General features: G+C 70.3%; 25 protein-coding genes and 1 riboswitch. Of the genes, 10 read left to right on the top strand and 15 right to left on the bottom strand.

The window, feature by feature from the left end:
- Window positions 1-37: 37 nt before the first annotated feature.
- The gene (locus OG975_RS12845; RefSeq protein ID WP_406329238.1) at window positions 38-1,531 is read left to right on the top strand and encodes a phytoene desaturase family protein; all 1,494 of its coding nucleotides are present in this window, start codon (window positions 38-40) and stop codon (window positions 1,529-1,531) included.
- A gap of 36 nt (window positions 1,532-1,567) precedes the next feature.
- On the opposite strand, the gene OG975_RS12850 is transcribed toward OG975_RS12845, so the two are convergent.
- The 6 genes from OG975_RS12850 to OG975_RS12875 form a co-directional block, all read right to left on the bottom strand.
- Window positions 1,568-2,557, bottom strand: coding sequence for a hypothetical protein (locus tag OG975_RS12850; RefSeq protein ID WP_406329239.1), 990 nt, complete (start codon window positions 2,555-2,557; stop codon window positions 1,568-1,570).
- 57 nt (window positions 2,558-2,614) lie between these two features.
- Window positions 2,615-3,538, bottom strand: a complete 924-nt coding sequence (gene metF / locus OG975_RS12855) for a methylenetetrahydrofolate reductase [NAD(P)H] (RefSeq protein ID WP_406329240.1) — start codon at window positions 3,536-3,538, stop codon at window positions 2,615-2,617.
- A gap of 136 nt (window positions 3,539-3,674) precedes the next feature.
- On the bottom strand, window positions 3,675-4,334 hold the full coding sequence (gene thiE, locus OG975_RS12860) for a thiamine phosphate synthase (protein ID WP_330303944.1): 660 nt from the start codon (window positions 4,332-4,334) through the stop codon (window positions 3,675-3,677).
- A gap of 93 nt (window positions 4,335-4,427) precedes the next feature.
- The gene (locus tag OG975_RS12865) at window positions 4,428-4,808 is read right to left on the bottom strand and encodes an Rv2175c family DNA-binding protein (RefSeq protein ID WP_327428066.1); all 381 of its coding nucleotides are present in this window, start codon (window positions 4,806-4,808) and stop codon (window positions 4,428-4,430) included.
- Window positions 4,809-4,872: 64 nt separating this feature from the next.
- On the bottom strand, window positions 4,873-6,105 hold the full coding sequence (locus OG975_RS12870; protein ID WP_406329241.1) for an NAD(P)/FAD-dependent oxidoreductase: 1,233 nt from the start codon (window positions 6,103-6,105) through the stop codon (window positions 4,873-4,875).
- Between the two features lie 45 nt (window positions 6,106-6,150).
- Window positions 6,151-6,522 (bottom strand): hypothetical protein, encoded by a 372-nt coding sequence (locus tag OG975_RS12875; RefSeq protein ID WP_406329242.1) that lies wholly within the window; start codon window positions 6,520-6,522, stop codon window positions 6,151-6,153.
- A 52-nt stretch (window positions 6,523-6,574) separates the two neighbouring features.
- Window positions 6,575-6,688: riboswitch (TPP riboswitch) on the top strand.
- Between OG975_RS12875 and thiO the strand changes: the two genes are divergently transcribed.
- The 6 genes from thiO (at window position 6,686) to OG975_RS12905 (ending at window position 12,620) form a co-directional block, all read left to right on the top strand.
- Window positions 6,686-7,852: a glycine oxidase ThiO gene (gene thiO, locus OG975_RS12880; protein WP_406329243.1), complete on the top strand. Its 1,167-nt coding sequence runs from the start codon at window positions 6,686-6,688 to the stop codon at window positions 7,850-7,852. It overlaps the preceding riboswitch by 3 nt.
- The gene (thiS, locus tag OG975_RS12885) at window positions 7,849-8,049 is read left to right on the top strand and encodes a sulfur carrier protein ThiS (protein WP_327428069.1); all 201 of its coding nucleotides are present in this window, start codon (window positions 7,849-7,851) and stop codon (window positions 8,047-8,049) included. The genes thiO and thiS overlap by 4 nt, the downstream gene beginning before the upstream one ends.
- Window positions 8,050-8,052: 3 nt before the next feature.
- Complete coding sequence (locus tag OG975_RS12890) at window positions 8,053-8,847, top strand: thiazole synthase (protein ID WP_406329244.1); 795 nt, start codon at window positions 8,053-8,055, stop codon at window positions 8,845-8,847.
- Window positions 8,848-9,075: 228 nt separating this feature from the next.
- Window positions 9,076-11,022, top strand: a complete 1,947-nt coding sequence (pknB, locus tag OG975_RS12895; RefSeq protein WP_406329245.1) for a Stk1 family PASTA domain-containing Ser/Thr kinase — start codon at window positions 9,076-9,078, stop codon at window positions 11,020-11,022.
- 71 nt (window positions 11,023-11,093) lie between these two features.
- Entirely contained in the window at window positions 11,094-11,963 is an 870-nt protein-coding gene (locus OG975_RS12900; protein ID WP_406329246.1) for a deoxyribonuclease IV, read from the top strand.
- A 114-nt stretch (window positions 11,964-12,077) separates the two neighbouring features.
- Window positions 12,078-12,620, top strand: a complete 543-nt coding sequence (locus tag OG975_RS12905) for a DUF4396 domain-containing protein (RefSeq protein WP_406329247.1) — start codon at window positions 12,078-12,080, stop codon at window positions 12,618-12,620.
- 59 nt (window positions 12,621-12,679) lie between these two features.
- Here the strand turns inward: OG975_RS12905 and OG975_RS12910 are convergent, their stop codons facing one another.
- The gene (locus OG975_RS12910) at window positions 12,680-13,312 is read right to left on the bottom strand and encodes a sulfite oxidase-like oxidoreductase (protein ID WP_381248111.1); all 633 of its coding nucleotides are present in this window, start codon (window positions 13,310-13,312) and stop codon (window positions 12,680-12,682) included.
- 156 nt (window positions 13,313-13,468) lie between these two features.
- On the opposite strand from OG975_RS12910, the gene bfr reads away from it, so the two are divergent.
- The gene (gene bfr / locus OG975_RS12915; RefSeq protein WP_330303953.1) at window positions 13,469-13,945 is read left to right on the top strand and encodes a bacterioferritin; all 477 of its coding nucleotides are present in this window, start codon (window positions 13,469-13,471) and stop codon (window positions 13,943-13,945) included.
- Window positions 13,946-13,952: 7 nt separating this feature from the next.
- On the opposite strand, the gene OG975_RS12920 is transcribed toward bfr, so the two are convergent.
- The 3 genes from OG975_RS12920 to OG975_RS12930 form a co-directional block, all read right to left on the bottom strand.
- Window positions 13,953-14,195 carry a bacterioferritin-associated ferredoxin gene (locus tag OG975_RS12920; protein ID WP_406329248.1) on the bottom strand — a complete coding sequence of 81 codons (243 nt, stop codon included), beginning with the start codon at window positions 14,193-14,195 and terminating at the stop codon, window positions 13,953-13,955.
- Window positions 14,196-14,359: 164 nt separating this feature from the next.
- Entirely contained in the window at window positions 14,360-15,712 is a 1,353-nt protein-coding gene (locus OG975_RS12925; protein WP_406329249.1) for a class II 3-deoxy-7-phosphoheptulonate synthase, read from the bottom strand.
- A gap of 134 nt (window positions 15,713-15,846) precedes the next feature.
- Complete coding sequence (locus OG975_RS12930) at window positions 15,847-17,070, bottom strand: glycoside hydrolase domain-containing protein (RefSeq protein WP_406329250.1); 1,224 nt, start codon at window positions 17,068-17,070, stop codon at window positions 15,847-15,849.
- Between the two features lie 120 nt (window positions 17,071-17,190).
- Between OG975_RS12930 and OG975_RS12935 the strand changes: the two genes are divergently transcribed.
- Window positions 17,191-17,247 (top strand): trp operon leader peptide, encoded by a 57-nt coding sequence (locus OG975_RS12935; protein WP_071528813.1) that lies wholly within the window; start codon window positions 17,191-17,193, stop codon window positions 17,245-17,247.
- A gap of 119 nt (window positions 17,248-17,366) precedes the next feature.
- The gene (locus OG975_RS12940) at window positions 17,367-19,256 is read left to right on the top strand and encodes an anthranilate synthase family protein (RefSeq protein ID WP_406329251.1); all 1,890 of its coding nucleotides are present in this window, start codon (window positions 17,367-17,369) and stop codon (window positions 19,254-19,256) included.
- On the opposite strand, the gene OG975_RS12945 is transcribed toward OG975_RS12940, so the two are convergent.
- The 5 genes from OG975_RS12945 to OG975_RS12965 form a co-directional block, all read right to left on the bottom strand.
- Window positions 19,208-20,203: a 2-hydroxyacid dehydrogenase gene (locus tag OG975_RS12945; protein WP_406329252.1), complete on the bottom strand. Its 996-nt coding sequence runs from the start codon at window positions 20,201-20,203 to the stop codon at window positions 19,208-19,210. The two genes, OG975_RS12940 and OG975_RS12945, sit on opposite strands and share 49 nt — an antisense overlap.
- 240 nt (window positions 20,204-20,443) lie before the next feature.
- Window positions 20,444-21,472 carry a 6-phosphofructokinase gene (locus OG975_RS12950; protein WP_406329253.1) on the bottom strand — a complete coding sequence of 343 codons (1,029 nt, stop codon included), beginning with the start codon at window positions 21,470-21,472 and terminating at the stop codon, window positions 20,444-20,446.
- A 156-nt stretch (window positions 21,473-21,628) separates the two neighbouring features.
- Window positions 21,629-22,321, bottom strand: coding sequence for a response regulator (locus tag OG975_RS12955; protein WP_406329254.1), 693 nt, complete (start codon window positions 22,319-22,321; stop codon window positions 21,629-21,631).
- 19 nt (window positions 22,322-22,340) lie between these two features.
- Window positions 22,341-23,567, bottom strand: a complete 1,227-nt coding sequence (macS, locus tag OG975_RS12960; protein WP_406329255.1) for a MacS family sensor histidine kinase — start codon at window positions 23,565-23,567, stop codon at window positions 22,341-22,343.
- A gap of 76 nt (window positions 23,568-23,643) precedes the next feature.
- Window positions 23,644-24,423 (bottom strand): lysophospholipid acyltransferase family protein, encoded by a 780-nt coding sequence (locus OG975_RS12965; RefSeq protein ID WP_406329256.1) that lies wholly within the window; start codon window positions 24,421-24,423, stop codon window positions 23,644-23,646.
- Window positions 24,424-24,489: the final 66 nt, after the last annotated feature.

Raw genomic sequence — 24,489 nt, forward strand, 5'->3', positions numbered from 1 at the left:
GACCGGGCTGTCAGTGGTGGCCGATAAAGTCGCTGGCATGGGACGGATTGCGGTGATCGGCGCCGGGATGGGCGCGATGGCGACCGCCGCCCGGCTGGCCGTCGCGGGCCACCGGGTGGTGGTGTACGAGCGAGCGGAGACGTACGGCGGTGCGGTGCGCCGCTTCGAGCGCGACGGCTTCGCCTTCGACACGGGCCCGGGGCTGCTCCCGCTGCCCGCGGTCTACCGCGACCTGTTCGTCAAGACGGGCAAGCAGCCGCTGGAGGAGTGCGTCGAGCTGGTCCAGGTGGACCCGTCGTCACGGCACCTCTTCGCCGACGGCACGGAGGTCTCCCTGCCGAACGCCTCGCGCGCCGGCGTCGTCACCGCGCTGGACGAGGCGCTCGGGTCGGGCGCGGGCGACCGCTGGGGCGACTTCCTGGTCCGGGCCCGCGAGGCGTGGGACCGCACCCGCAGGCCGCTCCTGGAGGAGCCGCTGTGGCCCAACTGGTCGGTGCTCGCCGATAGTGAGCCCTACCCGTCGGTGCCGCACAAGAAGCTGCTGCGCACCCGCCGGGCCACCACCCTCGCCGAGGTCGCCGCCTGGGAGCTGCGCGATCCGCGCCTCACGGCCGTCCTGGAGAGCCAGGCCCTCGCGTACGGGCTCGACCCGCGCGTCACCCCGGCGAGCGCCGCCGTGCTGCCCTACATGGAGCACGCCTTCGGCACCTGGTATGTGCGCGGAGGCATACGGGAGTTGGCGCGCGCGGTGTACGAGCGGTGCGTGGCCCGCAAGGTGGAGTTCCATTTCGGGGCCTCCGTCGAGCGGATCGTCGAGAAGGACGGCCGGGCGGCGGGCGTGGAGCTCACCGACGGCACGGTCGCGGACGCGGACTTCGTGGTCGCGGGTGTCGCGCCCGGCATGCTGGACAGACTCGTCGCCGGGACGGCGATACGGGGTGACGGCGAGGTCGCGGCGCAGCGCGGGGCGCCTAGCCGGCTGACTGTGCTGCTGGCACTGCGCGGCGGGCGGCCCGAGGGGGTGGCGCATCGGACGGTGGTGCATGCGGCCGAGCGCGAGGAGGAGTTGGGCCGGCTCTTCGGTGAGCACCCGGGACTCCCGGCCGCGCCCACCGTCACGGTGTCGCGCCCCGATGACACGGCGCTGGTACCGGACCCGGAGCACGAGGCGGTCACGCTGACCGTCACGGTGCCGTCGGGCCTGAAGGTGTCCGAGTCGGATGTGGACCGGGTCCTCGGCGTCGCCGAGCGCGCTCTGCCCGGCCTCCGTGACCGCCTTCTGTGGCACGAGGTCCGGACCCCGGCCGACATCGCGGAGGCGACGGGCGCGGACGGCGGCGCGGTCCCGGCCCCGGCGCTCGCCGCCGCGGACGGCCGACTGCTGTACCCGTCGAACGGCACTCGTGTGCCGGGGCTGTTCGCTGCGGGCGGCTGGGCCCACCCCGGCGGCGGACTTGCGCACGCGGGTATGTCGGGCGCCCTGGTGGCCGGACTGATCGTGGAGGGGCCGGAGTTCCGGGGCTCGCAGTGAGCACGCCGGCGGGCTGAAGGCTGTTGGGGGCGGCCTTCAGTAGCGGTACTGCTCGTCGTACCCGGTGCCGTTGCCGTTGCCGTTCCCCTGGTACGGATACGGCTGCTCGGGCGGGAGTTCGCCGCCGTACTCGTCGGTGCGCTGCTGCGGCACCCAGACACCGCCGGCCGGGGTCTCGCCGCCGTAGGTGCCGGTGCCGGTGGCGTACTGGTCCTGGCCGTAACCCTGCTGCTGCATGTACTGCTGCTGCTCGCCGCCGTACGTCGTGTCGTACGAGGCACCGGTGTACGTCTGCGTGCCGATGTACGGGTCGGAGTAGGCGGCGTACTGCTGCTGGCCGTTGTCGTAGCCGTACTGCTGCTGGTCGTACCCGGAGTAGCCGTCGTACGCGTACGCCTGCTGGTCCTGGGACTGGGCGGCTGCCGCGTAGGCCTGCTGGTCCTGGGACTGGGCGGCGCCGGCGTAGGACTGGTCGCCGGCCGCCGCGTACGCGTTGTCGCTGTAGATGCCGTACGAACCGGTGTCCTCGGGCAGGGGCTGCGGCTCGTACACGGCGGTGGTCTCGGCGGCCGCGGGCTCGCCGGAGCCCGGGGGCATGAAACGGTCGGACTGCGCGGGCGTGAAGACGTCGTCCTCGCCGGCGTATTCGTCGTCCTGGGCATAGGCAGAGGCGTCGGTCGCTTCGAGGTCGGAGACCTCCAGCGTCGGGTCCTGGTGGTCCGGCTCGCCGCGGCGGCGCTTGCTGGGCTTCGCGGGCTTGTCGGACGCGGAACGGCCGTTGAGGGCCCAGCCCTCGGCGAAGCCGCGGCGGAACGACAGGGTGACGTATGTCTGGCCGACCGCGAAGGCGGCCGCGCCCAGGCCGATGACGACCACGGAGGGCATCAGCACACCGAGGACCACGCCGACGAAGCCGACGAAGGCGAGCAGCCGGTAGCGCAGTCGCGCCTTGTACTGCAGCAGCACCTCGCCGAGCAGCCACAGCGCGACAATGCCGAACGCGATATAGAGGACCGTCCAGCCCATGTACGCCCCTCTCCCAGTGGCCGCTACCGCAGTCTGTCGTACGCGGGTGCGACCGGTCTAGGCCTGCTGTGGGTGGTGCAGGCCCAGATTCTCGTAGATTTCCAGCGTCGCCGTGGAGTTGTTGAGCGTAATGAAGTGCAGTCCGGGGACTCCCTCGGCCAGCAGCCTCGCGCAGAACTCCGTCGCGAACTCAATGCCAATGGAGCGTACAGCCGCCGCATCGTCTTTGGCTGTGAGGATCCGCTCTTTCAGGGCGTCCGGGAACGAGGCGTTGCTGAGCTTCGGAAGCCGCTCCAGCATCTTCACGCTCGTCACCGGCATGACCTCCGGAATGACCGGGGTCTCGCAGCCGGCCGCCGCGACACGGTCGCGCAGGCGCAAGTACGAGTCCGGCTGGAAGAACATCTGCGTGATCGCGTAGTCGGCGCCGGCGCGGCATTTGTCGACGAAGTGCGCGACGTCCAGGTCCCATTCCGCGGAGCGCGGGTGCATCTCCGGGAAGGCCGCGACGCCGACGCAGAAATCGCCGGACTCCTTGATGAGCTGAACGAGCTCGGCCGCGTATGTCAGACCCCGCGGGTGCGGCACCCATTCGCCCATGGGATCGCCGGGCGGGTCGCCGCGGACAGCGAGGATGTTGCGGATTCCGGCGTCCGCGTACTGGCCGATGATGTTGCGCAGTTCCGCGATGGAGTGGTTGACCGCGGTGAGGTGGGCCACCGGGGTGAGCGTCGTGTCGGCGACGATCTGCTCGGTCTCCTTGACCGTGCCGGCGCGGGTGGAGCCGCCGGCGCCGTAGGTCACGGAGACGAAGTCGGGCGCGACGGCCTCGACCCGGCGGAGGGCGTTCCACAGGTTCCGCTCGCCCTTGGGGGTCTTCGGCGCGGAGAACTCGAACGAGTACGTCGTCTTGCCGGTCGCGAGCATGTCGCGCACGGTGCGTGCGCGATCAGTCCTGGTGGAAGCAGATCCGAGGGCCATACCGGCAGGTTAGCCAGGGGTCGCCCGTCCCCCAACCGAACCGAGGCGAATTGTCCTATTTGTCGACTTCTTGTCCACCCCTCGGACACTCGTCGGACAACTAATCGGACAACCGGCCGGAACAGTCACCAGGTGACTACGCGTGACGCAGTCGCTTCGCGAACTCTCCCGCCGCCGCTCCCGGATCGTCCGCCTCGGTGATCGCCCGTACGACGACGACACGGCGGGCGCCCGCCTCCAGGACCTCGTCGAGGTTGCCGAGGTCGATGCCGCCGATGGCGAACCAGGGGCGGTCGCTGCCCAGCGAGGCCGTGTAACGGACCAGGTCGAGGCCGGGTGCGTGGCGGCCGGGCTTGGTGGGGGTGGGCCAGCAGGGGCCGGTGCAGAAGTAGTCCACGCCCTCCTGGACGGCGGCGGCCGCGACCTCGGACTCGGCGTGGGTGGAGCGGCCTATCAGGACGTCGTCGCCGAGGACGGCGCGGGCCGCGGGGACCGGGAGGTCGCCCTGGCCCAGGTGCAGGACGTCGGCGCCGATGGCGTGGGCCACGTCCGCCCGGTCGTTGACCGCGAGGAGCTTGCCGTGGCGTGCGCAGGCGTCCGCGAAGACCTGGAGGTGCTCCAGCTCCTCGGCCGCCTCCATGCCCTTGTCGCGCAGCTGCACGATGTCCACGCCGCCCGCCAGGACCGCATCGAGGAAACCGGCGAGGTCGCCCTGGCGCTTGCGGGCGTCCGTGCAGAGGTAGACGCGGGCGTCGGCGAGCTGGGCGCGCGCGGTGTCGGCAGCGTTCTCGGGCATGCGTGTATCCCCCGTTGTCGGTGCGTACGGACCACGGCGGCCGGGGTGGCCCTGCCCGCCGTGGTCCGTATGCCGGACGGTCTTCTGTTCAGGTCAGACGGCAAGCGCCTGGGCGCGGCGCTTCACCTCCGTGCCGCGATTCTCGCTCAGAGCCTGCGCGGGGGTGCCGGGCAGGGTCGGGTCGGGGGTGAAGAGCCACTCAAGCATCTCTTCGTCGGAGAAGCCGTCGTCCCGCAGGAGCGTCAGGGTGCCGGACAGGCCCTTGACGATCCGGTATCCCTGCTCGGCGTCACCGTCGATGAAGGCCGCGGGCACGTGCAACGCCCTGTTCTCACCACGTCGTACGGCGATCAGCAGGCCTTCCTTGACATGCTGCCGCACACGAGTCACCTCGACGTCGAACATTTCGGCGATGTCGGGGAGGGTGAGCCAGGCGGGGACGAGAGCATCAATCTTTGCGTCAATCTCGGTCACGGGACAAGCCTGCCATCCCGGACTGACAGTCGGAAGCCAAGGGCGTCCGACCTGGGGTAACGGATTAGGCCATGGCTGCCTTCAGAGGCTTCGACGGGTCCGCCAGAACTTCCGGGTCCATCGGGGTGCCCGCCTCGATGAGTCTGCGCCCCTGGGCCAGGTCCCTCGGGCGCCCCACGGCCAGAAGAGCGACCAGGCGGTTCTCGCGGAGCCAGCAGACCGACCAGGAGGCGCCCGCGGGGTCGCCGCGCCACACCGTGGCATCGGCCGGGGCATGGTGGCCGACGTACTGGACGAAGCGGCCGAACTGCTCGGACCAGAAGTACGGGACCGGGTCGTACGCCGCCGGGGCCTCGCCGATGATGTTCGCGGCGACCGTACGCGGGCCCTGGAGAGCGTTGTCCCAGTGGTGGACGAGGAGGCGGTCCTCATACCTTCCCGAAGGGAAGGAGGCACAGTCGCCGACCGCGTAGACGTCCGGTACGGAGGTGCGCAGGTGGTCGTCGGCCACGATCTCGTGGTGGGCGCCGAGTGCGATTCCGGAGCCGGCGAGCCAGGCCGTCGCGGGGCGGGCCCCGATGCCGACGACGACCGCGTCCGCGGGCACCCGGGAGCCGTCGTCGAGGACCACGGCACCCGGCTCGATGCGCTCCACGCGCGCGTGCGTTCGCAACGAGGCCCCGCTGTCCGCGTACCAGGACGCCATCGGCGCGGCCACCTCGGCGGGCAGTGCCCCGGCGAGCGGCCGGTCGGCGGCCTCGACGACGGTCACCGCGCACCCCGCCTCGCGCGCCGCCGTGGCGAACTCGGCGCCGATCCAGCCCGCCCCGACGACCACGATGTCGTGCTGCTGAGCGAGGACGGGACGCAGCCGCTCGGCGTCGTCCAGGGTGCGCAGCAGATGGACCCCGGGCACACCCTCCGCGCCCGGCAGCTGAATCGGCTCCGCGCCGGTGGCGATGACCAGGACGTCGTACGGCTCGGGCCCGGTGGCGGTGTCCAGCTCATGCTCGCGAGGCCGTACGCCGAGCGCCTCGCGCCCGAGCTGCAGATCGATGTCCAGTGCCTCGAAGTCGACGTCGAAGGCTGAGCCCTCGGCCTTTCCGAGCAGCACGGCCTTGGACAGCGGCGGCCGGTCGTACGGCTGATGGGGCTCCGCGCCGATCAGCGTCACGCTGCCCTTGAAACCCTGTTCGCGCAGGGCGACCGCGGTCTGCACACCGGCCATGCCCGCGCCCACGACGACGACCCGCCGTGCCGTACGCCCCTGCGACTGTGCCTGCGTCTGCTCGCTCACCTGATCACCATAGACAACTGACAATTCGTCAGTCAGCGGACGCGTTCAGTGACCTGTTCCACAATCCTCGCCGACCTGTCCGCCGACCTGCTCCACGATGCTCGTCCCGCTGCCCGTCCGCGACTCCCATTCCCAGGTCTCCTCCAGGCGTACGCGCCCGTCGGGCAGCTCGACCACGAGGGACACGCAGTGCCCCGACGAGGTGCTGCCGTCGTGCTTCAGCTGTACGTACCGGAAGTCGAGCCGGTCGTCCTGGCGGGTACCCAGAAGGTGGCCTCTTATGACGTCGCCGCCCGCGTATTCGGCCCAGATCTCGCCGTCCTTCTCGTGGTACGTGAAGCGGGTGCGGGTGCCCACCTGCCCGGGCGCCTGGTCGGCGACAGGGGCGAGAACGAGGCCGTCGAGCGAACGCGCCATGGGCGGAGGCTCCCTTACTGAGACAGGTGGCGGCGGGCTAGGGTGGCCACCGTAAAGCACTCGCGGGAGCCCGGACGTACTGGGCTGAGAGGGAGGCTGGGACGGCCTCCGACCGTACGAACCTGATCCGGGTCATGCCGGCGAAGGGAGGGGCTGGACGCCCATGTCGCCTACACGTACGTCAGACGTCCTCGTCATCGGGGGCGGAATCATCGGGCTCGTGACGGCCTGGCGGGCCGCGCAGCGCGGGTTCACGACCGCCCTCGTGGATCCCGAGCCCGGCGGCGGAGCGGCCCAGGTGGCCGCCGGAATGCTCGCCGCCGTCACCGAACTGCACTACGGCGAGCAGACCCTGCTGGGTCTCAATCTCGCCTCCGCGCGCCGCTATCCGGAGTTCGCCGCCGAGCTCACCGAGGTGACCGGCCAGGACCTCGGCTACCGCCAGTGCGGCACGCTGGCCGTCGCGCTGGACGCCGACGACCGCGCCCATCTGCGGGAACTGCACGCCCTGCAACGCCAGTCGGGGCTCGACTCCGAGTGGCTGAGCGGGCGCGAGTGCCGCCGTCTGGAGCCGATGCTGGCACCCGGGGTACGCGGCGGTCTGCGGGTCGACGGCGACCACCAGGTCGATCCGCGCCGGCTCGCGGGGGCCCTGGTCACCGCGTGCGAGCGGGCCGGAGTGGTGTTCCACCGGACATGGGCCGAGCGGCTGACCGTCGCGGGGGACCGGGCCACCGGAGTCGTCACCACGGCCGGCACCGAGCTCGCCGCCGGCCAGGTGGTGCTCGCCGGGGGCAGCCTCAGCGGGCGTCTGGCGGGCGTTCCCGACAAGGTCCTGCCGCCCGTGCGCCCCGTGAAGGGGCAGGTGCTGCGGCTGACCGTGCCGAAGCGGTACGCGCCCTTCCTGAGCCGCACCGTGCGGGCCGTGGTGCGCGGCAGCCAGGTCTACCTGGTGCCGCGCGAGAACGGCGAGCTCGTCGTCGGCGCCACCAGCGAGGAGCTGGGCTGGGACACGACGGTGACCGCGGGCGGCGTGTACGAGCTGCTGCGCGACGCCCATGAGCTGGTTCCCGGGATCACCGAGCTGCCGCTCACGGAGACCCGTGCGGGACTGCGCCCGGGTTCGCCCGACAACGCGCCGCTGCTCGGTCCGACCGAACTCGACGGCCTGCTGCTGGCCACCGGGCACTACCGCAACGGCGTCCTGCTCACGCCCGTCACCGGTGACGCGATGGCCCACGCCCTGACCACCGGTGAACTCCCCGACGAGGCCCGCCCCTTCACCCCCCGGCGTTTCAGCGCCGCCGCCCTCACGGAGCAGCCCGCATGAACATCTTCGTCAATGGAGAACGGCAGCGGATCGCCGCGGGGACCGCTCTCGACTCGCTCGTCGCGGCCCTCACCGTCGCACCGTCCGGCGTGGCCGCCGCGCTCAACGAAACCGTCGTCCCGCGCGGGCAGTGGTCGTCCACCGCCCTCTCCGAGGGAGACCGCGTCGAAGTCCTCACCGCCGTCCAGGGAGGCTGACCCATGGCCGACGATCCCTTCCTCCTCGGTGGTACGTCCTTCTCGTCCCGGCTGATCATGGGTACGGGCGGTGCGCCCAGCCTCGACGTCCTGGAACGCTCGCTCGTGGCGTCCGGCACGGAGCTGACGACGGTCGCGATGCGGCGCGTGAACGCCTCCGTGCACGGCTCGGTGCTGTCCGTCCTCGACAAGCTGGGCATCCGCGTGCTGCCGAACACAGCGGGGTGTTTCACCGCGGGTGAGGCCGTGCTGACCGCCCGGCTCGCGCGGGAAGCCCTTGGCACGAACCTGGTCAAGCTGGAGGTCATCGCCGACGAGCGGACGCTGCTGCCCGATCCGATCGAGCTGCTCGACGCGGCGGAGACGCTGGTGGACGACGGGTTCATCGTGCTGCCGTACACGAATGACGATCCTGTACTGGCGCGGAAGCTGGAGGACGCCGGCTGTGCGGCGATCATGCCGCTGGGGTCGCCGATCGGGTCCGGGCTGGGGATTCGGAATCCGCACAACTTCCAGTTGATCGTGGAGCACGCGCGCGTGCCGGTCATTCTGGACGCGGGGGCCGGTACGGCGTCGGATGCCGCGCTGGCCATGGAGCTGGGGTGTGCGGGGGTGATGCTTGCCTCGGCGGTGACGCGGGCGCAGGAGCCGGTGCTGATGGCTGAGGGGATGCGGCACGCGGTGGAGGCGGGGCGGCTCGCGTATCGCGCGGGGCGGATTCCTCGGCGGCACTTCGCCGAGGCGTCGTCTCCTGCGGAGGGCTTGGCGGTGCTGGATCCGGAGCGGCCGGCCTTCTGACCTTGGCTGTCCGTGGTGGGTGGTTGCTGTCAACGATTTTCCCCGCCCGCGCACCGCCCGTTTCAGGTCTGCTGGGAAGTTCAGGTCTCCTGTGGGGGTTCCCGCCGTTGGCGGCTGACCCCGCAAACGGTTCGTTGCATGCGGTGTGCGTCACAGGTCGGCTGCAGTCGCGCTGCGGTATCGGGGGAACGGGCTGTCGTGACAGTGGCGGCTCGTACACTCACCTGCGTGGATACGACCCTTCAGGACCCGCTTGTCGGGCGCGTGCTCGATGGCCGTTATCGCGTTGACTCACGGATCGCGGTCGGCGGGATGGCCACGGTCTACAGGGCCCTGGACACCCGCCTCGACCGCGTGCTCGCGCTCAAGGTGATGCACCCGACGCTGGCCGCCGACGGCTCGTTCGTCGAGCGCTTCATCCGTGAGGCCAAGTCGGTGGCCCGGCTCGCCCACCCCAATGTGGTGCAGGTCTTCGACCAGGGGACGGACGGGTCGTACGTCTATCTGGCCATGGAGTACATCGCCGGGTGCACGCTGCGCGACGTGCTGCGCGACCGTGGTGCCCTGCAGCCGCGGGCCGCGCTCGACATCCTGGAGCCGGTGCTCGCCGCGCTCGGCGCCGCGCACCGCGCCGGGTTCGTGCACCGCGACATGAAGCCGGAGAACGTCCTCATAGGGGACGACGGCCGGGTCAAAGTGGCCGACTTCGGTCTCGTACGGGCCGTGGACACGGTCACCAATACGACGGGGTCCGTTCTCGGCACCGTCTCGTACCTCGCCCCCGAACAGATCGAGCACGGCACCGCCGACACCCGCGTCGACGTCTACGCGTGCGGGGTCGTCCTCTACGAGATGCTCACCGGCGGCAAGCCGCACTCCGGGGACTCCCCCGCCCAGGTGCTCTACCAGCACCTCCACGCGGATGTACCGCCGCCGTCGGCCGCCGTGCCGGGACTGCCGTACGAGCTCGACGAGCTGGTCGGCACCGCGACCGCCCGTAATCCCGAGGTGCGCCCGCACGACGCGGTGGCGCTGCTCGGCATGGTGCTCCAGGCGCGGGCCGGGCTCACCGCCGAGCAGCTCGACGCCGTACCGCCGCAGGCGCTCGCCACGGGCCACGACAACGCCGGCGACCGTACGAGTGTGATCCCGCGCTCGCTGTCGGTGCCCCGTCTGCTGCCCGTGAACGAGGACGAGGACGACACCTCCGCCCTCGACCGGACCAGCCGGTTCGAGCGGACCAGCCGCTTCGAGACCGCGCCGGTCGCTCCCTCGCGGCGCGCCCCTCGGGGGCCCCGGCGCGGGATGCTGGTCATCGTCGCCGCCGTCCTGCTTGTGCTGGGCCTCGGCGGGGGCGTCTGGTACATCAACTCCGGCCAGTTCACCAAGGTCCCGCCGGTCCTGTCGAAGACCGAGAAGCAGGCCAAGGACCGGCTGTCCAACGCCGGGCTCGACGCCAAGGTCAAGCACGCGTACAGCGACACCGTGAAGCGCGGCACCGTCATCAGCACCGACCCGGAGATCGGCGCCCGCATCCGCGACAACGACTCGGTGACGCTGACCATCTCCAACGGCCCCGAGACGGTGAAGGTGCCCGACCTGAAGGGCTTCGCGCTGTTCAAGGCGAAGGAAGTCCTCAAGGACGACGGACTCGCCGCGGGCATGGTCACCCGGGAGTTCAGCGAGGACGTCGCCAAGGGCTTCGTGATCAGCACGGATCCGTCGGCGGGCACCAAGCGGCACGCCGGTTCGGCCATCGCGATCACCGTCAGCAAGGGCAGCCCCGTGGAGGTGCCCGAGGTCACGGGCGCGTCCGTGGAGGACGCCACCTCGGAGCTCGAATCCTCCGGCCTGAAGGTGAAGATCGCCCCCGAGAAGGTCAATTCGGAGTTCGACAAGGGCCAGGTCGCCGAGCAGTCGCCGGGCGCGGGCCGCGAGCTCGCCACCGGTGACACGGTGACGCTGACGATCTCCAAGGGCCCCGAAATGGTCCAGGTCCCGGACGTCGTGGGCGACAGCGTGGACGACGCGAAGAAGGCGCTGGAGGATGCCGGGTTCAAGGTCGACGAGGACCGCGGACTGCTCGGGCTCTTCGGGGACAAGGTCAAGAGCCAGTCGGTGGACGGCGGCGAGACAGCCCCCAAGGGATCGACGATCACCATCGAGATCCGCTGAGCCGGGGGCGGGCTTCACGGCCTTGAGGACCGCCGACGGGGCACCCCGCAGCACGTGACACCCTGAAGAGCGTGACCAGCAAGCAGCTCCGTAACCCCGTCGGCGGCCATGTCCCCGTGGCCGGCGGCCTCGACTCCGTCGGCCTGACCTACGCCCGCGATCTGTTGGCCGAGACCGTCCAGGTCTTCGTCGCCAACCCGCGCGGCTGGGCCACGCCCGCCGGAAACCCGAAGCAGGACGAGGCGTTCCGCGCGGCCTGCGCCGCCGAGTCGATCCCCGCGTACGTCCATGCCCCGTATCTGATCAACTTCGGCTCGCACACCGAGGCGACGGTCGAGAAGTCGGTGGAGTCGCTGCGGCACTCGTTGCGGCGCGGGCGGGAGATCGGCGCCCTGGGCGTGGTCGTGCACACCGGCAGCGCCACCGGCGGGCGGGACCGGTCCGTCGCCCTCAAGCAGGTACGTGAGCACCTGTTGCCGCTGCTGGACGAGCTGACGCATGACGACGACCCGTTCCTCCTGCTGGAGTCGACCGCCGGTCAGGGCTCCTCGCTCTGCTCCCGCACCTGGGACTTCGGGCCGTACTTCGAGGCGCTCGACGCCCACCCCAAGCTCGGCGTCTGCCTCGACACCTGCCACATCTTCGCGGCCGGCCACGACCTGACGGGGCCGAGCGGGATGCACCAGACCCTCGACCTGCTGGTCGACACCGTTGGCGAGGGGCGACTCAAGCTGATCCACGCCAACGACTCCAAGGACGTCGTCGGCGCGCACAAGGACCGCCACGAGAACATCGGCTCCGGCCACATCGGCGAGGACCCGTTCCGCGCCCTGATGACCCACCCCGCCACCGAGGGCGTACCCCTGATCATCGAGACGCCCGGCGGCAAGGAAGGGCACGCGGCGGACGTGGAGCGGCTGAAGAAGCTGCGCGACGGCTGAGCCATCGGCCGAGGCCACCATCACGGCCACTTTCGAGACCGTTGAGGAATACCCCCAGGGGGTATACGGTTCCTGCCTGATGCAGGAACCGTTACCTGACGTTGGGGGCTTCTCATGCAGCACGAGGCACACGCCGAGCACACCCACACCGAGCACACCCACACCGAGCACACCGAGCACTCGCACCACGAGACGTACGCTCACGCGCATGGCATGGGCAAGGCCACCTGGTCCATGGCCGCGCAGGCGACCCTGCACTGCCTCACCGGCTGCGCCATCGGCGAGGTGCTCGGCATGGTGATCGGCACGGCGTTCGGCTGGGGCAACGTGCCGACGATGATCCTGGCGATCGTCCTCGCCTTCGTCTTCGGCTACTCGTTCACTCTGCGCGGAGTGCTCAAGGCCGGCGTCGACTTCCGGACGGCGTTCCGGGTCGCGCTCGCCGCGGACACCGTGTCCATCGCCGTGATGGAGCTGATCGACAACGGCGTGATCGTGCTGTGGCCGGACGCGATGGACGCGGGCCTGGCCGACGCACTGTTCTGGTTCTCGCTGGCCATCTCACTCGTGATCGCCTTCGTGGTCACCACGCCGGTCAACAAGTGGATGATCGGCCGCGGCAAGGGGCACGCGGTGGTGCACCAGCACCACCACTGAATCCCGGAGTTCAGCCGGTGAATCCCAGAGTTCAGCCGGCCGGAAAGACGAAGCAGGAGTCAGAGCTCGGGGCCGTCCCCGGGCTCCTCCTGGTACGAGTAGCGCTGCTCGCGCCAGGGGTCGCCGACGTTGTGGTAGCCGCGCTCCTCCCAGAAGCCACGGCGGTCGGCCGTCATGTACTCGACGCCGCGGACCCACTTGGGGCCCTTCCAGGCGTACAGATGAGGGACGACGAGGCGGAGCGGGAAGCCGTGTTCCGCCGTCAGCAGTTCGCCGTCCTTGTGGGTGGCGAAGATCGTGCGGTCGGAGGCGAAGTCCGCCAGGCGCAGGTTCGAGCTGAATCCGTATTCGGCCCAGACCATCACATGAGTGACGGTGGGCGCGGGCGGGGCGATCTCCAGGATCGTACGGGCGGGGATGCCACCCCATTCGGCCCCGAGCATGCTGAACTTCGTGACGCAGTGCAGATCGGCTACGACGGAGGCGTACGGCAGGGCCGTGAACTCCTCGTGGGTCCAGCAGTGTTTCTCGCCGTCGGCGGTGGCGCCGAAGACCCTGAACTCCCAGCGTTCGGGGCGGAACTTGGGGACGGGACCGTAGTGCGTGACCGGCCAGCCGCGCTGAAGTCGCTGCCCCGGCGGAAGCTCCGACTGTGCCGCTTCTCCAGATTCACGCTCCACCGGCTGACCCATGACTCCATCCTGACAGACCGGGGGCAGTGCCCATGACCAGCCGAGGTCGTATTCGGGCAACTCCTACTAAGCGTGCACTTACTGGACGACCTTGTACACCGGTGCAAAGATGCGGCGCAACCTGCCCAGTCCCCCCGCTTGGAAGGAGCCTCTGCGATGCAGGGCGACCCCGAGGTCATCGAATTCCTCAACGAGCAGCTGACCGGCGAGCTGACGGCGATCAACCAGTACTGGCTGCACTACCGCATCCAGGACAACAACGGCTGGACGAAGCTCGCCAAGTACACGCGTGAAGAGTCCATCGATGAGATGAAGCACGCGGACAAGATCACCGAACGCATCCTCATGCTGGACGGCCTGCCGAACTACCAGCGGCTGTTCCATGTGCGGGTGGGGCAGACCCTCACGGAGATGTTCCAGGCCGACCGGCAGGTGGAGGTCGAGGCGATCGACCGCCTCAAGCGCGGTATCGAGGTGATGCGCGCGAAGAGCGACATCACATCCGCGAACCTCTTCGAGTCGATCCTCGAGGACGAAGAGCACCACATCGACTATCTGGACACGCAGCTGGAGCTCATCGAGAAGCTCGGCGAGGCGCTCTACATCGCGCAGCAGATCGAGCAGCCCAGCTAGGCCGGAGCTAGGCCGCGTCTTCCAGTTCGGCGAGTTCGGCGAGGACCGGACTGCCCCGGTCGGCCAGCTCACGGCGCGGGCAGGCATCCCTGCCCAGCAGCGCCTGGATACGGCGTACGCACGACCCGCAGTCCGTACCCGCCTTGCAGGCCGAAGCTATCTGCCGGGGGGTGCAGGCACCGCCATCCGCGTGCTTCTTGACCTGCGCCTCGGTCACGCCGAAGCAGTTGCAGACGTACACGCGGGTCACCTCCCGACGGGATCGAAGAGTCAGTCGTGCCATCCCGATAATCGGTGAGGCTTACCTAACCTTACCCGGCACACAGCTGTCGTAAAAGTGGGGTGGGGCGCGGATCGTATGTGATCCGCGCCCCACTTCACATGCCGGTAACAGGCGAAATGCCTGCTGATCTGCTACTGGTCCCGGTACATCTCGGCGACCAGGAAGGCCAGGTCAAGGGACTGGCTGCGGTTCAGACGCGGGTCGCAGGCCGTCTCGTAGCGCTGGTGCAGATCGTCGACGAAGATCTCGTCGCCGCCGCCCACGCACTCGGTGACGTCGTCACCGGTGAGCTCGACATGAATGCCGCCCGGGTGCGTACCGAGGGACTTGTGGACCTCGAAGAAGCCCTTGACCTCGTCGAGCACGTCGTCGAAGCGGCGGGTCTTGTGGCCCGAGGCCGCCTCGAAGGTGTTGCCGTGCATCGGGTCGGTCACCCAGGCCACGGTCGCGCCGGAGGCGGTGACCTTCTCGACCAGCTCGGGCAGCTTGTCGCGGACCTTGTCCGCGCCCATCCGCACGATGAAGGTCAGGCGGCCCGGCTCACGGTCGGGGTCGAGGCGCTCGATGTACTGCAGCGCTTCCTCGGCCGTCGTCGTCGGGCCCAGCTTGATGCCGATCGGGTTGCGGATCTTCGAGGCGAACTCGATGTGCGCGCCGTCCAGCTGACGGGTGCGCTCACCGATCCACACCATGTGGCCCGAGACGTCGTACAGGTGGCCCGTACGCGAGTCGACCCTGGTCAGCGCCGACTCGTAGTCGAGGAGCAGTGCCTCGTGGGAGGCGTAGAACTCGACGGTCTTGAACTCCTCCGGGTCGGTCCCGCAGGCCCGCATGAAGTTCAGCGCGTTGTCGATCTCGCGCGCCAGTTGCTCGTAGCGCTGGCCGGACGGGGACGACTTCACGAAGTCCTGGTTCCAGGCGTGCACCTGGCGCAGGTCGGCGTAGCCGCCGGTGGTGAAGGCGCGCACCAGGTTGAGCGTGGAGGCGGAGGCGTTGTACATCCGCTTCAGGCGCTCGGGGTCCGGGATGCGGGACTTCTCGTCGAAGTCGAAGCCGTTGACGGAGTCGCCGCGGTAGGTCGGCAGGGTCACGCCGTCGCGGGTCTCGGTGCCCTTGGAGCGCGGCTTGGAGTACTGGCCGGCGATGCGGCCGACCTTCACGACCGGCACCGAGGCGGCGTACGTCAGCACGGCGCCCATCTGGAGCAGGGTCTTGAGCTTTTGACGGATGTGGTCGGCCGACACGGCGTCGAAGGCCTCGGCGCAGTCGCCGCCCTGGAGCAGGAACGCCTCTCCCTTGGCGACGGCCGCCATCCGGGCGCGCAGCTGGTCGCACTCGCCCGCGAAGACAAGCGGCGGATACGACTCGAGGTCCGCGATCACATCGCGCAGAGCCTCGGCATCGGGGTACTCGGGCTGCTGCGCCGCGGGCAGGTTTCGCCAGGTGTTGCCAGCGCTTGCGCTGGACTTAGCGTTCACGGTCACCTCCACAACATTACGGGGTCGTGTCGGGCGTCCATTCACGTGCTCATCAATTGAGACGGGCCGCGCTCGATCGGGGGTGTTTCCAGGCGGCCGTACGACGGGTCCGTGCGGCCGCCCGGAGCAGGTCAGGCCGCTCAGTCCACGTCGAGCCGGTCGCGGTCGATGTCGATCGTCACTCCGCCGTGGGTCTCGGTCGTGTCGCCCCGGTACTGGTGGATGCGCTGGTGATTGGCCCACAGATCCTTGGGGATCGCCGCGTCGGCCGTGGTGTACACGAGGTTCCAGCTGGCGAAGTGGATCACGTCGGGCAGGGTGACGCTGCTCCGGTGGGCCACCAGGTCGGTGACCAGGGACGCGACGCTGCCGTACGCGCCGGAGCGGTAGCCCAGCGTGTGCAGACGCTTGGTGTAGGCCTTGAGGTAGCCGAGCACCCGGGTGGTCACGGCTCCCCCGGTGGGATAGGCCTCCAGGTCGAGGTAGATCACCGTGCCCTTGCCGAGCCCCAGGGCCGCGGCCTGCACGGCCGCGTCGGAGGCGGCCGTGGTGCCCTGGGATGCCGGACTGGTGATCGCGGCGCAGTTGCCCTGACAGCTGCCGCCGTCCGCGGAGGGCTGCCGGCCGACGTACAGCGGGAAGAACCGCCAGCCGGCCGTGTACTGCTTGCGCACCCATCCGGCGGTGAGGTTCGGCTGGGCGCAGGCGCGGTTGATCCCGCCGATGTAGACGCCGACGGCGCCGTAGCCGGACGCCGCCCGCCAGGCGTTCATGGCCGACTGGCTGGGGGCGGTGCAGGCGTCGAAGCCCTTGCCCCGGAAGGACGTGGCGTCCGCGGGGAGGGGCGCCGCGGCGGGCGTCGCGGAGGCCTCCTCGGCCCGCGCGGCGGCGACGGGCAGTCCGGCGCTGCGCAGGACGTCCTGGATCCGCGTACGGTCCTCGCCGTACGCGGCGGTCACGGTGATGCGGTCCGCGGTGGCCCGGTAGGTACGGGTCGTGCGGTTCTCGGTGACGGCGTTCCCGCCGGCAGGTACGGGGGCCGGCTGGATCAGGAGCGCTTCCGTACGTCCCTTGGCCCGGGCCGGGCACCGCTGCCGGTCGCCGGGCGCGCCGAGGTACACGGCGTGCCGGTCGAACCGGACACAGGCGTCCGGGTGCTCCGCCAGGTCCACGACCTCCCAGGAGGCGGGGACGGTGAACTCATGGCCCCGGTATGCGACCTGGACGGTGTCCTCGGAGTCCGCGGGGCGCGGGGCCGAGCGGGCGGCGCCGAGCGAGCCGGCGGCGAGGGCCGCGGCCGCGGCGAACACCGTGAGCGCACGGGCACCGCTCCGGCGGAGCTGGGGTGAACGGGCTGCGGGCATGGCTCTCTCTCCTCGGTCGGGCTTCGTGGCCATGCATGGCCGGTGACCGGGCAGTCCGAACGCGACACGGGAACGGTTCACGCTGTTGCCCGACCCCCGGGGTCGGGTAGGGTGCGGCGCATGTTCGCGCATTCGACCCAGAACTGGTGGTGGACCGCTCATCCGGCGGCCCACTGACTGCGCGTACGCAAGACTTCGCGAAGGCCGCCCGAGGGGCGGCCTTCGGTGTTTCCCGGGGTCGTTCCTCTCCCAGTGAGCTCGCTGACCGAGCTCCACCACGAGAAGGAACAGGACCGATGAACCTGCTCGACCTGCTGGACGATCCCCGTCCGTTCGCCCTGCTGCGCCGCCGCGCCCCGGGCCACGATCACGACGTCGTGGAGCTCCTGCTCGGCCCGGTCACCCACTGCGACCGCCTCGCGGACATCCCCGTCGGCGACCGCCCCTCCCTCGCCCTTGTCCCGTTCCGCCAGATCCGGGAGCGCGGCTTCGACGTCCGTGACGACGGCACGCCGCTGGCGGTGCTGACCGCCGAGGAGACGTACGAACTGCCGCTGGAGCACGTCCTGTCACAGCTGCCGTCGCACGACGTGCGCGTCGAGGGCGGGGGCTTCGACGTCGCCGACGAGGAGTACGCCGGGATCGTGGGGCGGGTGCTGCGCGAGGAGATCGGGCGGGGCGAGGGCGCGAACTTCGTGATCCGGCGTACGTACGAGGGTGAGATCCCGGGGTTCGGGAAGGCCGACGCGCTGGCGCTGTTCCGGCGGCTGCTGGTGGGTGAGCGGGGCGCGTACTGGACGTATGTCGTGCACACCGGGGAGCGCACGCTGGTCGGGGCGAGCCCCGAGGTGCACGTCCGGATGTCGGGCGGGACGGTCGTCATGAATCCGATCAGCGGGACGTACCGCTATCCGGACGGGGGGCCGACGCCCGAGGACCTGCTCGCCTTTCTCGCCGACGGCAAGGAGATCGAGGAGCTCTCGATGGTCGTCGACGAGGAGCTCAAGATGATGTGCACCGTCGGTGACATGGGCGGGGTGGTGATCGGGCCGCGGCTCAAGGAGATGGCCCATCTCGCGCACACCGAGTACGAGTTGCGGGGCCGGTCCTCGCTGGATGTGCGGGAGGTGCTGAAGGAGACCATGTTCGCGGCGACCGTCACCGGCTCACCGGTGCAGAACGCCTGCCGGGTCATCGAGCGCCACGAAGTCGGCGGGCGGGGCTACTACGCGGGGGCGCTGGCCCTGGTCGGGCGGGACGCGGGCGGGGCCCAGACCCTCGACTCCCCCATCCTCATCCGCACCGCCGACATCGACGCGGACGGGCGGCTGCGGGTGCCGGTGGGTGCCACGCTCGTACGGGGATCGGATCCGGCGAGCGAGGTCGCCGAGACGCATGCGAAGGCGGCGGGCGTGCTGGCGGCCCTGGGGGTGCGTCCCGGCAGGCCGCGCGCGGAGGGCGTACGGCCGAAGCTGGGCGACGACCCGCGGGTGCAGGCGGCGCTGGACGGGCGGCGGGCCTCGCTGGCGCCGTTCTGGCTGCGGATGCAGGAGCGCGCCGCGGAGCTCACGGGGCACGCGCTCGTCGTGGACGGCGAGGACACCTTCACGGCGATGCTCGGGCATGTGCTGCGGTCGAGTGGGCTCGATGTGACCGTGCGGCGCTACGACGAGGAGGGGCTGCGGGAGGCAGTGCTCGCGCACGAGGGTCCTGTGGTGCTGGGCCCGGGGCCGGGGGACCCCTCCGACGCGGGCGACGCGAAGATGCGGTTCCTGCGAGCGCTGACCGCCGAGGTCATCCGGGAGAACCGGCACGGCGTCCTCGGCGTCTGCCTCGGGCACGAGCTGATCGCGGCCGAGCTGGGCCTGGAGATCGTACGGAAGGAGGTTCCGTACCAGGGGGCGCAGACGACGGTCGACCTGTTCGGGCGGGCCGAGACCGTCGGCTTCTACAACAGCTTCGTGGCGCGCTGCGACGACGAGGCGTTCCGGGAGCTGGGCGCGCACGGTGTCGAGGTGAGCCGGAGCGGGTCCGGGGAGGTGCACGCGCTGCGCGGGCCGGGGTTTGCCGGGGTGCAGTTCCACCCCGAGTCGGTGCTGACGCTGAACGGGGCGGCGATCGTACGGGAGTTGGTCGGTCAGCTGCGGGGCACCAGCACGTTCTCCGAGCGGCGGCCCGCCCTGTAGTCGAGGACGTTCTTGACCGTGGCGTCGATGATCTGGCCCACGGCGTCCTCGGTGTAGTACGCCTGGTGGGACGTGACCAGCACGTTCGGGAAGGTGACGAGGCGGGCCAGGGTGTCGTCCTCGATGGCCTCCAGCGACTTGTCGAGGAAGAAGAGCCCGGCTTCCGCCTCGTACACGTCGAGGCCGACGCCCGTGAAGCGGCCCTCGCGCAGCTCGGCGACGAGGGCCTGGGTGTCGATGAGGCCGCCGCGGCTGGAGTTCACCAGGATCGCGTCGTCCTTCATCGCGCGCAGGGCGGCGGCGTCGATGAGGCGCTCGGTCTGCGGCAGCAGGGGGACGTGCAGGGTGATCAGGTCGGACTCGGCGAGGAGCCGCTCCTTGGGGACGTACTTCATGCCGAGTTCTACGCAGGCCGGGTTCTCGGCGATGTCCCAGCCGAGCAGGTTCATGCCGAAGCCGTGGGCGATCCGGGTGAACGCCTCGCCGATCTTGCCGGTGCCGAGGACGCCGGCGGTGCGGCCGTGCATGTCGCGGCCCATCAGCCCGTCGAGGCGGAAGTCGAAGTCGCGGGTGCGGGTGGCGGCGCGCACGATACGACGGTTGACGGCCATGCCGAGGGTCCAGGCGAACTCGGCGACCGAGTAGGGCGAGTAGTACGAGACCCGGGCGACCGTCATGCCGACGCGCTCGGCGACGTTGAGGTCGATGTTGTTGAAGCCGGTGGAGCGCTGGGCGATCAGCTGGGTGCCGCCGGCTGCCAGGGTCTGCAGGACGCGGTGGCCCAGGCCGCAGTTGACGCTGGTGGAGATGGCCTCGTAGCCGGCCGCGATGGGGGCGGTGTCCTCGTTGAGGAAGACGTCCAGGCTGCGGACCTCGTGGTGTCCCGCGAAGGCCCGCTCGATCAGGGGCTTCTCGTCGGACTGGACGCCGAAGGCGAGAATCTCCACGGGGCCCTCCGGGGGTTGTGCCGGACTTGTCTGGTGCCGGTGAATATACGGGGGGTTGCGGGTTTTTCGCCTGCGGATTGGTGGGGGGCGGGGCCGGGTCGGGGGTATCCGTCCTCGGTCTGGCGCGGAATCGGTCGGGTTCCGAGGAACCGGCGTTGACGCGCCAGCCGCTGCGGGCGGACACCCCCGACCCGGCCCCTTGCCGCCGTTCGCGGCTGACCGTCGTCGGGGGCTTGCGTGTCAGCCGAAGAAGACGCCTACCTCCTCGTAGAGCTTCGGGTCCACCGTCTTCAGTTTGGCCGTGGCCTCCGCGATGGGGACGCGGATGATGTCCGTGCCGCGCAGGGCGACCATCTTGCCGAAGTCGCCGTCGCGGACGGCCTCGATGGCGTGCAGGCCGAAGCGGGTGGCGAGCCAGCGGTCGAAGGCGCTGGGGGTGCCGCCGCGCTGGATGTGGCCCAGGACCGTCGTACGCGCCTCCTTGCCGGTGCGCCTCTCGATCTCCTTGGCCAGCCACTCGCCGACCCCGGAGAGGCGTACATGGCCGAAGGAGTCGAGGGACTCGTCCTTGAGGACCATCTGGCCGTCCTGGGGCATCGCCCCCTCGGCGATGACCACGATCGGGGCGTACGAGGCCTTGAACCGTGAGGTCACATAGGCGCACACCTGGTCGACGTCGAAGCGCTGCTCGGGGATGAGGATGACGTTGGCGCCGCCGGCCAGGCCCGAGTGGATGGCGATCCAGCCCGCGTGGCGGCCCATCACCTCGCAGACGAGGACGCGCATGTGCGACTCGGCGGTGGTGTGCAGGCGGTCGATCGCCTCGGTGGCGATGCCTACGGCGGTGTCGAAGCCGAAGGTGTAGTCGGTGGCGGACAGGTCGTTGTCGATGGTCTTCGGTACGCCGACCACGGGCACGCCGTACTCGTCGGTGAGGCGCGCGGCGACGCCGAGCGTGTCCTCGCCGCCGATCGCGATGAGCGCCTCGACCTCCTGCTTGGCGAGGTTCTCCTTGATGCGGCGGATGCCGTTCTCCTGCTTCAAGGGGTTGGTGCGTGAGGAGCCGAGGATGGTGCCGCCGCGGGGCAGGATGCCGCGCACGGCGGGGATGTCCAGCCGGACGGTGTCGTTCTCGAGCGGTCCGCGCCAGCCGTCCCGGAAGCCGACGAAGTCGTATCCGTACTCCTGCACGCCCTTGCGGACGATGCCCCGGATGACGGCGTTGAGTCCGGGGCAGTCGCCGCCTCCGGTCAGTACTCCGACCCGCATGGAAAAGTCCCTTCGCCGCGGTTGCCTGATGGAACTCACGCTAATAGTGATCCAGGTCACTTCGGCATGGTGCGGAAGGTCAATTCCGGTGAATTGTGCGGGTGTTGATCAGTCGTCCTCGCCTGAGGCTTCACTCGAACGAGGGGTGCGTGAGGTTTACGCCTCGTCAAGGCCACGTTCTATGGCGTAGCGCACCAGCTCGACACGGTTGTGCAGTTGCAGCTTGCCCAGGGTGTTCTGCACATGGTTCTGGACCGTGCGGTGGGAGATGACCAGGCGCTCGGCTATCTGCTTGTAGCTCAGGCCCTTGGCGACCAGCCGGAGCACCTCGGTCTCGCGGTCGGTGAGTTGAGGAGCCCTGGGCTCGTCGGTGCCCGTGGCGGAGGCCGGTTCGGAGGCCAGCCGGCGGTACTCGCCGAGCACCAGGCCCGCGAGGCCCGGCGTGAACACCGGGTCGCCGACGGCTGTGCGGCGGACCGCGTCGATCAGTTCCTCCGTGGACGCCGACTTGAGGAGGTAGCCCGTCGCACCGGACTTCACCGCCTCCAGGACGTCCGCGTGCTCGCCGCTGGCCGACAGGACCAGGACACGGAGGGCCGGGTTGGCGCCGACCAGCTCCTTGCAGACCTGGACGCCGGGCTTGGCGGGCAGGTTCAGGTCGAGCACAAGGACATCGGGCGCGGCGGCCTGGGCGCGGCGCACCGCCTGCTCGCCGTCCCCCGCGGTGGCGACCACGTCGAAGCCGGCCTCGGCCAGGTCGCGCGCCACGGCGTCGCGCCACATGGGGTGGTCGTCGACCACCATGACCCTGATCGGGGCCTGCCCAGCCACGTCCTTGACCTCCGTCATCGCCGTCCCACCGTCTTCTTCATCGCCGTTCCGCCTTCCCCCGGGAAACCTTCGGTACCTTCAGCTCGACCTCCGTGCCCTGGCCCGGGACCGAGATCAGCTCCGCCGTGCCGCCCAGGTCGCGCAGCCGGCCGCGGATCGACAGGGCCACCCCGAGCCGTCCCTCGCCCTCGGCCTGGGCGAGCCGGCCCTCCGGGATGCCGGGGCCGTCGTCGCGGACGGTCACCACCACCTCGTCCGGCTCGTCCTCGACCAGGATCCAGGCCCGGGCGTCCTCGCCGACGTGCTTGCGGACATTGTCCAGGGCGGCACCGACGGCGGCGGCCAACTCCCGTGCGGCGGCCGGGGGAAGCGGGACCGGGGAGCCCGGCTCGGAGAAGGTGACGCGCGCCGTGGCGTACGGGGCGAGCAGGGCGCGCAGGTCGACGGGGGCCGCCGAGCCCTCGTGGTCGTCCGGCTCCTCCACCGCTCGTACGACGGCGCCGAGCGCGGCGTCCTCGGACACCCGGGAGACGGGCACCAGGCCGCCCGAGACCAGCGTGCGCAGCGCCACCTCCTGCTCGCCGGCCATCCGGCCCAGCTCCGCCGCCTCGCCGCCGAGCGCGGAGGCGCGCCGCTGCACCATGGCGAGGACCTGGAGTACGCCGTCGTGGATGTCGCGGGCCAGGCGCTCCCGTTCGCGGGTGGCGGCCTCGATCTCCAGGGCGCGGGCGAGGGTGAGCTCCGAGGCGCGGGCGACCTCGACGACGTATCCGATGGCGATGGAGGCGACCCAGACGAGGATCACGTTGTGCACGGTGTCGCGGGTCGGGGCGCCGCGCTCGACGATGTTGACGGCGGCGACGAGCGTTGAAGCGAAGGCGGCCCAGCGCCAGCCGCCCTTGATCGCGAAGGCCAGGACGGAGCCGGCGGTCCATATCGACGGCAGGGTCGGGCCGCCGGCCTCTATCCGCGAGGAGGCGTCGGCGACCCGGGTGAGCAGGATGCCGGCGAGCGCGATGGTGAGGTCCGCGGTGAGGAACCGCTTGGTGCAGCTGGCCGCGTTCGCGACCCTGGGGAGGGTAGCCAGGGTCCACACGAACAGCAGTGCGTAGAACGCGATCGCCACCCAGGGGCGGGTGAACTTGTCGTACGCGGTGGCGAACAGGCCGATCGCGTACAGCATGGTCAGCACGCGGTACGCGGTGAGCGCACGCCACAGCGGCTGCTCGACCGACATCCTCATGACTCTTTCGCGCTTCGCCATGTCCCCCCCTTATGGCTCGTTCGCCTCCGGGGCGCTCCCCCACCCCGTCCACTCCCGCACGTCCAGACGGACGCGCCTAGGAGCCGGACCGTTCCTTCTCCGCCTGCTCGGCTTCCTTGGCGGCCTGCTTCTCGGCTTGCGCGAGCGCGGCCTTCGCCGCCTTCTCCGCGTCCTTGTCGGCCTTCGCCGCCTCCGCGATCTGCCGCTTGGCGGCGGTCGCGTAGATGTCGACGTACTCCTGGCCGGAGAGCTTCATGATCTCGTACATGACCTCGTCGGTCACCGCGCGCAGCACGAAACGGTCGTGTTCCATGCCGTTGTAGCGGCTGAAGTCCAGCGGCTTGCCGATGCGGATGCCCGGGCGCATCAGCTTGGGCATCACCTTGCCCGGAGGCTGGATCTTCTCGGTGTCGATCATCGCGACCGGGATGACGGGCGCACCGGTGGCGAGCGCCACGCGCGCGAGGCCGCCGGGCTTGCCGCGGTAGAGGCGGCCGTCGGGCGAGCGCGTGCCCTCCGGGTAGATGCCGAACAGCTCACCGCGCTCGATGACGTCGACGCCGCTCTTGATCGCCGCCTCGCCCGCACCGCGCGCGCCGGAGCGGTCCACCGGGAGCTGGCCGACACCCTTGAAGAAGGCGGCGGTCATCCGGCCCTTGATACCGGGCGTCGTGAAGTACTCGGCCTTCGCGATGAAGGTCACCTTGCGGTCGAGGACCGCGGGCAGGAAGAACGAGTCCGAGAACGACAGATGATTGCTCGCCAGAATGGCGGGGCCCTCGGCGGGGATGTTCTCGAGGCCTTCCACCCAGGGCCTGAAGGCAAGCTTCAGTGGCCCTCCGATGGAAAACTTCATAGCGCCGTAGATCAACCGAGTGCCTCCTGTGTCGTCGATCAGACCTTAACCCGGAGCACCGTCAAA

The sequence above is a fragment of the Streptomyces sp. NBC_00203 genome (assembly GCF_045206325.1).
Lineage (GTDB): Bacteria > Actinomycetota > Actinomycetes > Streptomycetales > Streptomycetaceae > Streptomyces > Streptomyces lutosisoli.

Coding starts and splice junctions, on each gene's coding strand:
- OG975_RS12850 (WP_406329239.1), bottom strand. CDS start 2,557: ATGGGCTGGACGGTCCTCTATATCGCGTTCGGCATTGTCGCGCTGTGG.
- OG975_RS12930 (WP_406329250.1), bottom strand. CDS start 17,070: ATGCCCGCAGCCCGTTCACCCCAGCTCCGCCGGAGCGGTGCCCGTGCG.
- OG975_RS12955 (WP_406329254.1), bottom strand. CDS start 22,321: ATGACGGAGGTCAAGGACGTGGCTGGGCAGGCCCCGATCAGGGTCATG.
- OG975_RS12875 (WP_406329242.1), bottom strand. CDS start 6,522: ATGGCGCGTTCGCTCGACGGCCTCGTTCTCGCCCCTGTCGCCGACCAG.
- OG975_RS12890 (WP_406329244.1), top strand. CDS start 8,053: ATGGCCGACGATCCCTTCCTCCTCGGTGGTACGTCCTTCTCGTCCCGG.
- thiS (WP_327428069.1), top strand. CDS start 7,849: ATGAACATCTTCGTCAATGGAGAACGGCAGCGGATCGCCGCGGGGACC.
- bfr (WP_330303953.1), top strand. CDS start 13,469: ATGCAGGGCGACCCCGAGGTCATCGAATTCCTCAACGAGCAGCTGACC.
- macS (WP_406329255.1), bottom strand. CDS start 23,567: ATGGCGAAGCGCGAAAGAGTCATGAGGATGTCGGTCGAGCAGCCGCTG.
- OG975_RS12910 (WP_381248111.1), bottom strand. CDS start 13,312: ATGGGTCAGCCGGTGGAGCGTGAATCTGGAGAAGCGGCACAGTCGGAG.
- thiE (WP_330303944.1), bottom strand. CDS start 4,334: ATGCCCGAGAACGCTGCCGACACCGCGCGCGCCCAGCTCGCCGACGCC.
- OG975_RS12940 (WP_406329251.1), top strand. CDS start 17,367: ATGAACCTGCTCGACCTGCTGGACGATCCCCGTCCGTTCGCCCTGCTG.
- thiO (WP_406329243.1), top strand. CDS start 6,686: ATGTCGCCTACACGTACGTCAGACGTCCTCGTCATCGGGGGCGGAATC.
- OG975_RS12950 (WP_406329253.1), bottom strand. CDS start 21,472: ATGCGGGTCGGAGTACTGACCGGAGGCGGCGACTGCCCCGGACTCAAC.
- OG975_RS12845 (WP_406329238.1), top strand. CDS start 38: ATGGGACGGATTGCGGTGATCGGCGCCGGGATGGGCGCGATGGCGACC.
- OG975_RS12965 (WP_406329256.1), bottom strand. CDS start 24,423: ATGAAGTTTTCCATCGGAGGGCCACTGAAGCTTGCCTTCAGGCCCTGG.
- OG975_RS12905 (WP_406329247.1), top strand. CDS start 12,078: ATGCAGCACGAGGCACACGCCGAGCACACCCACACCGAGCACACCCAC.
- metF (WP_406329240.1), bottom strand. CDS start 3,538: ATGGCCCTCGGATCTGCTTCCACCAGGACTGATCGCGCACGCACCGTG.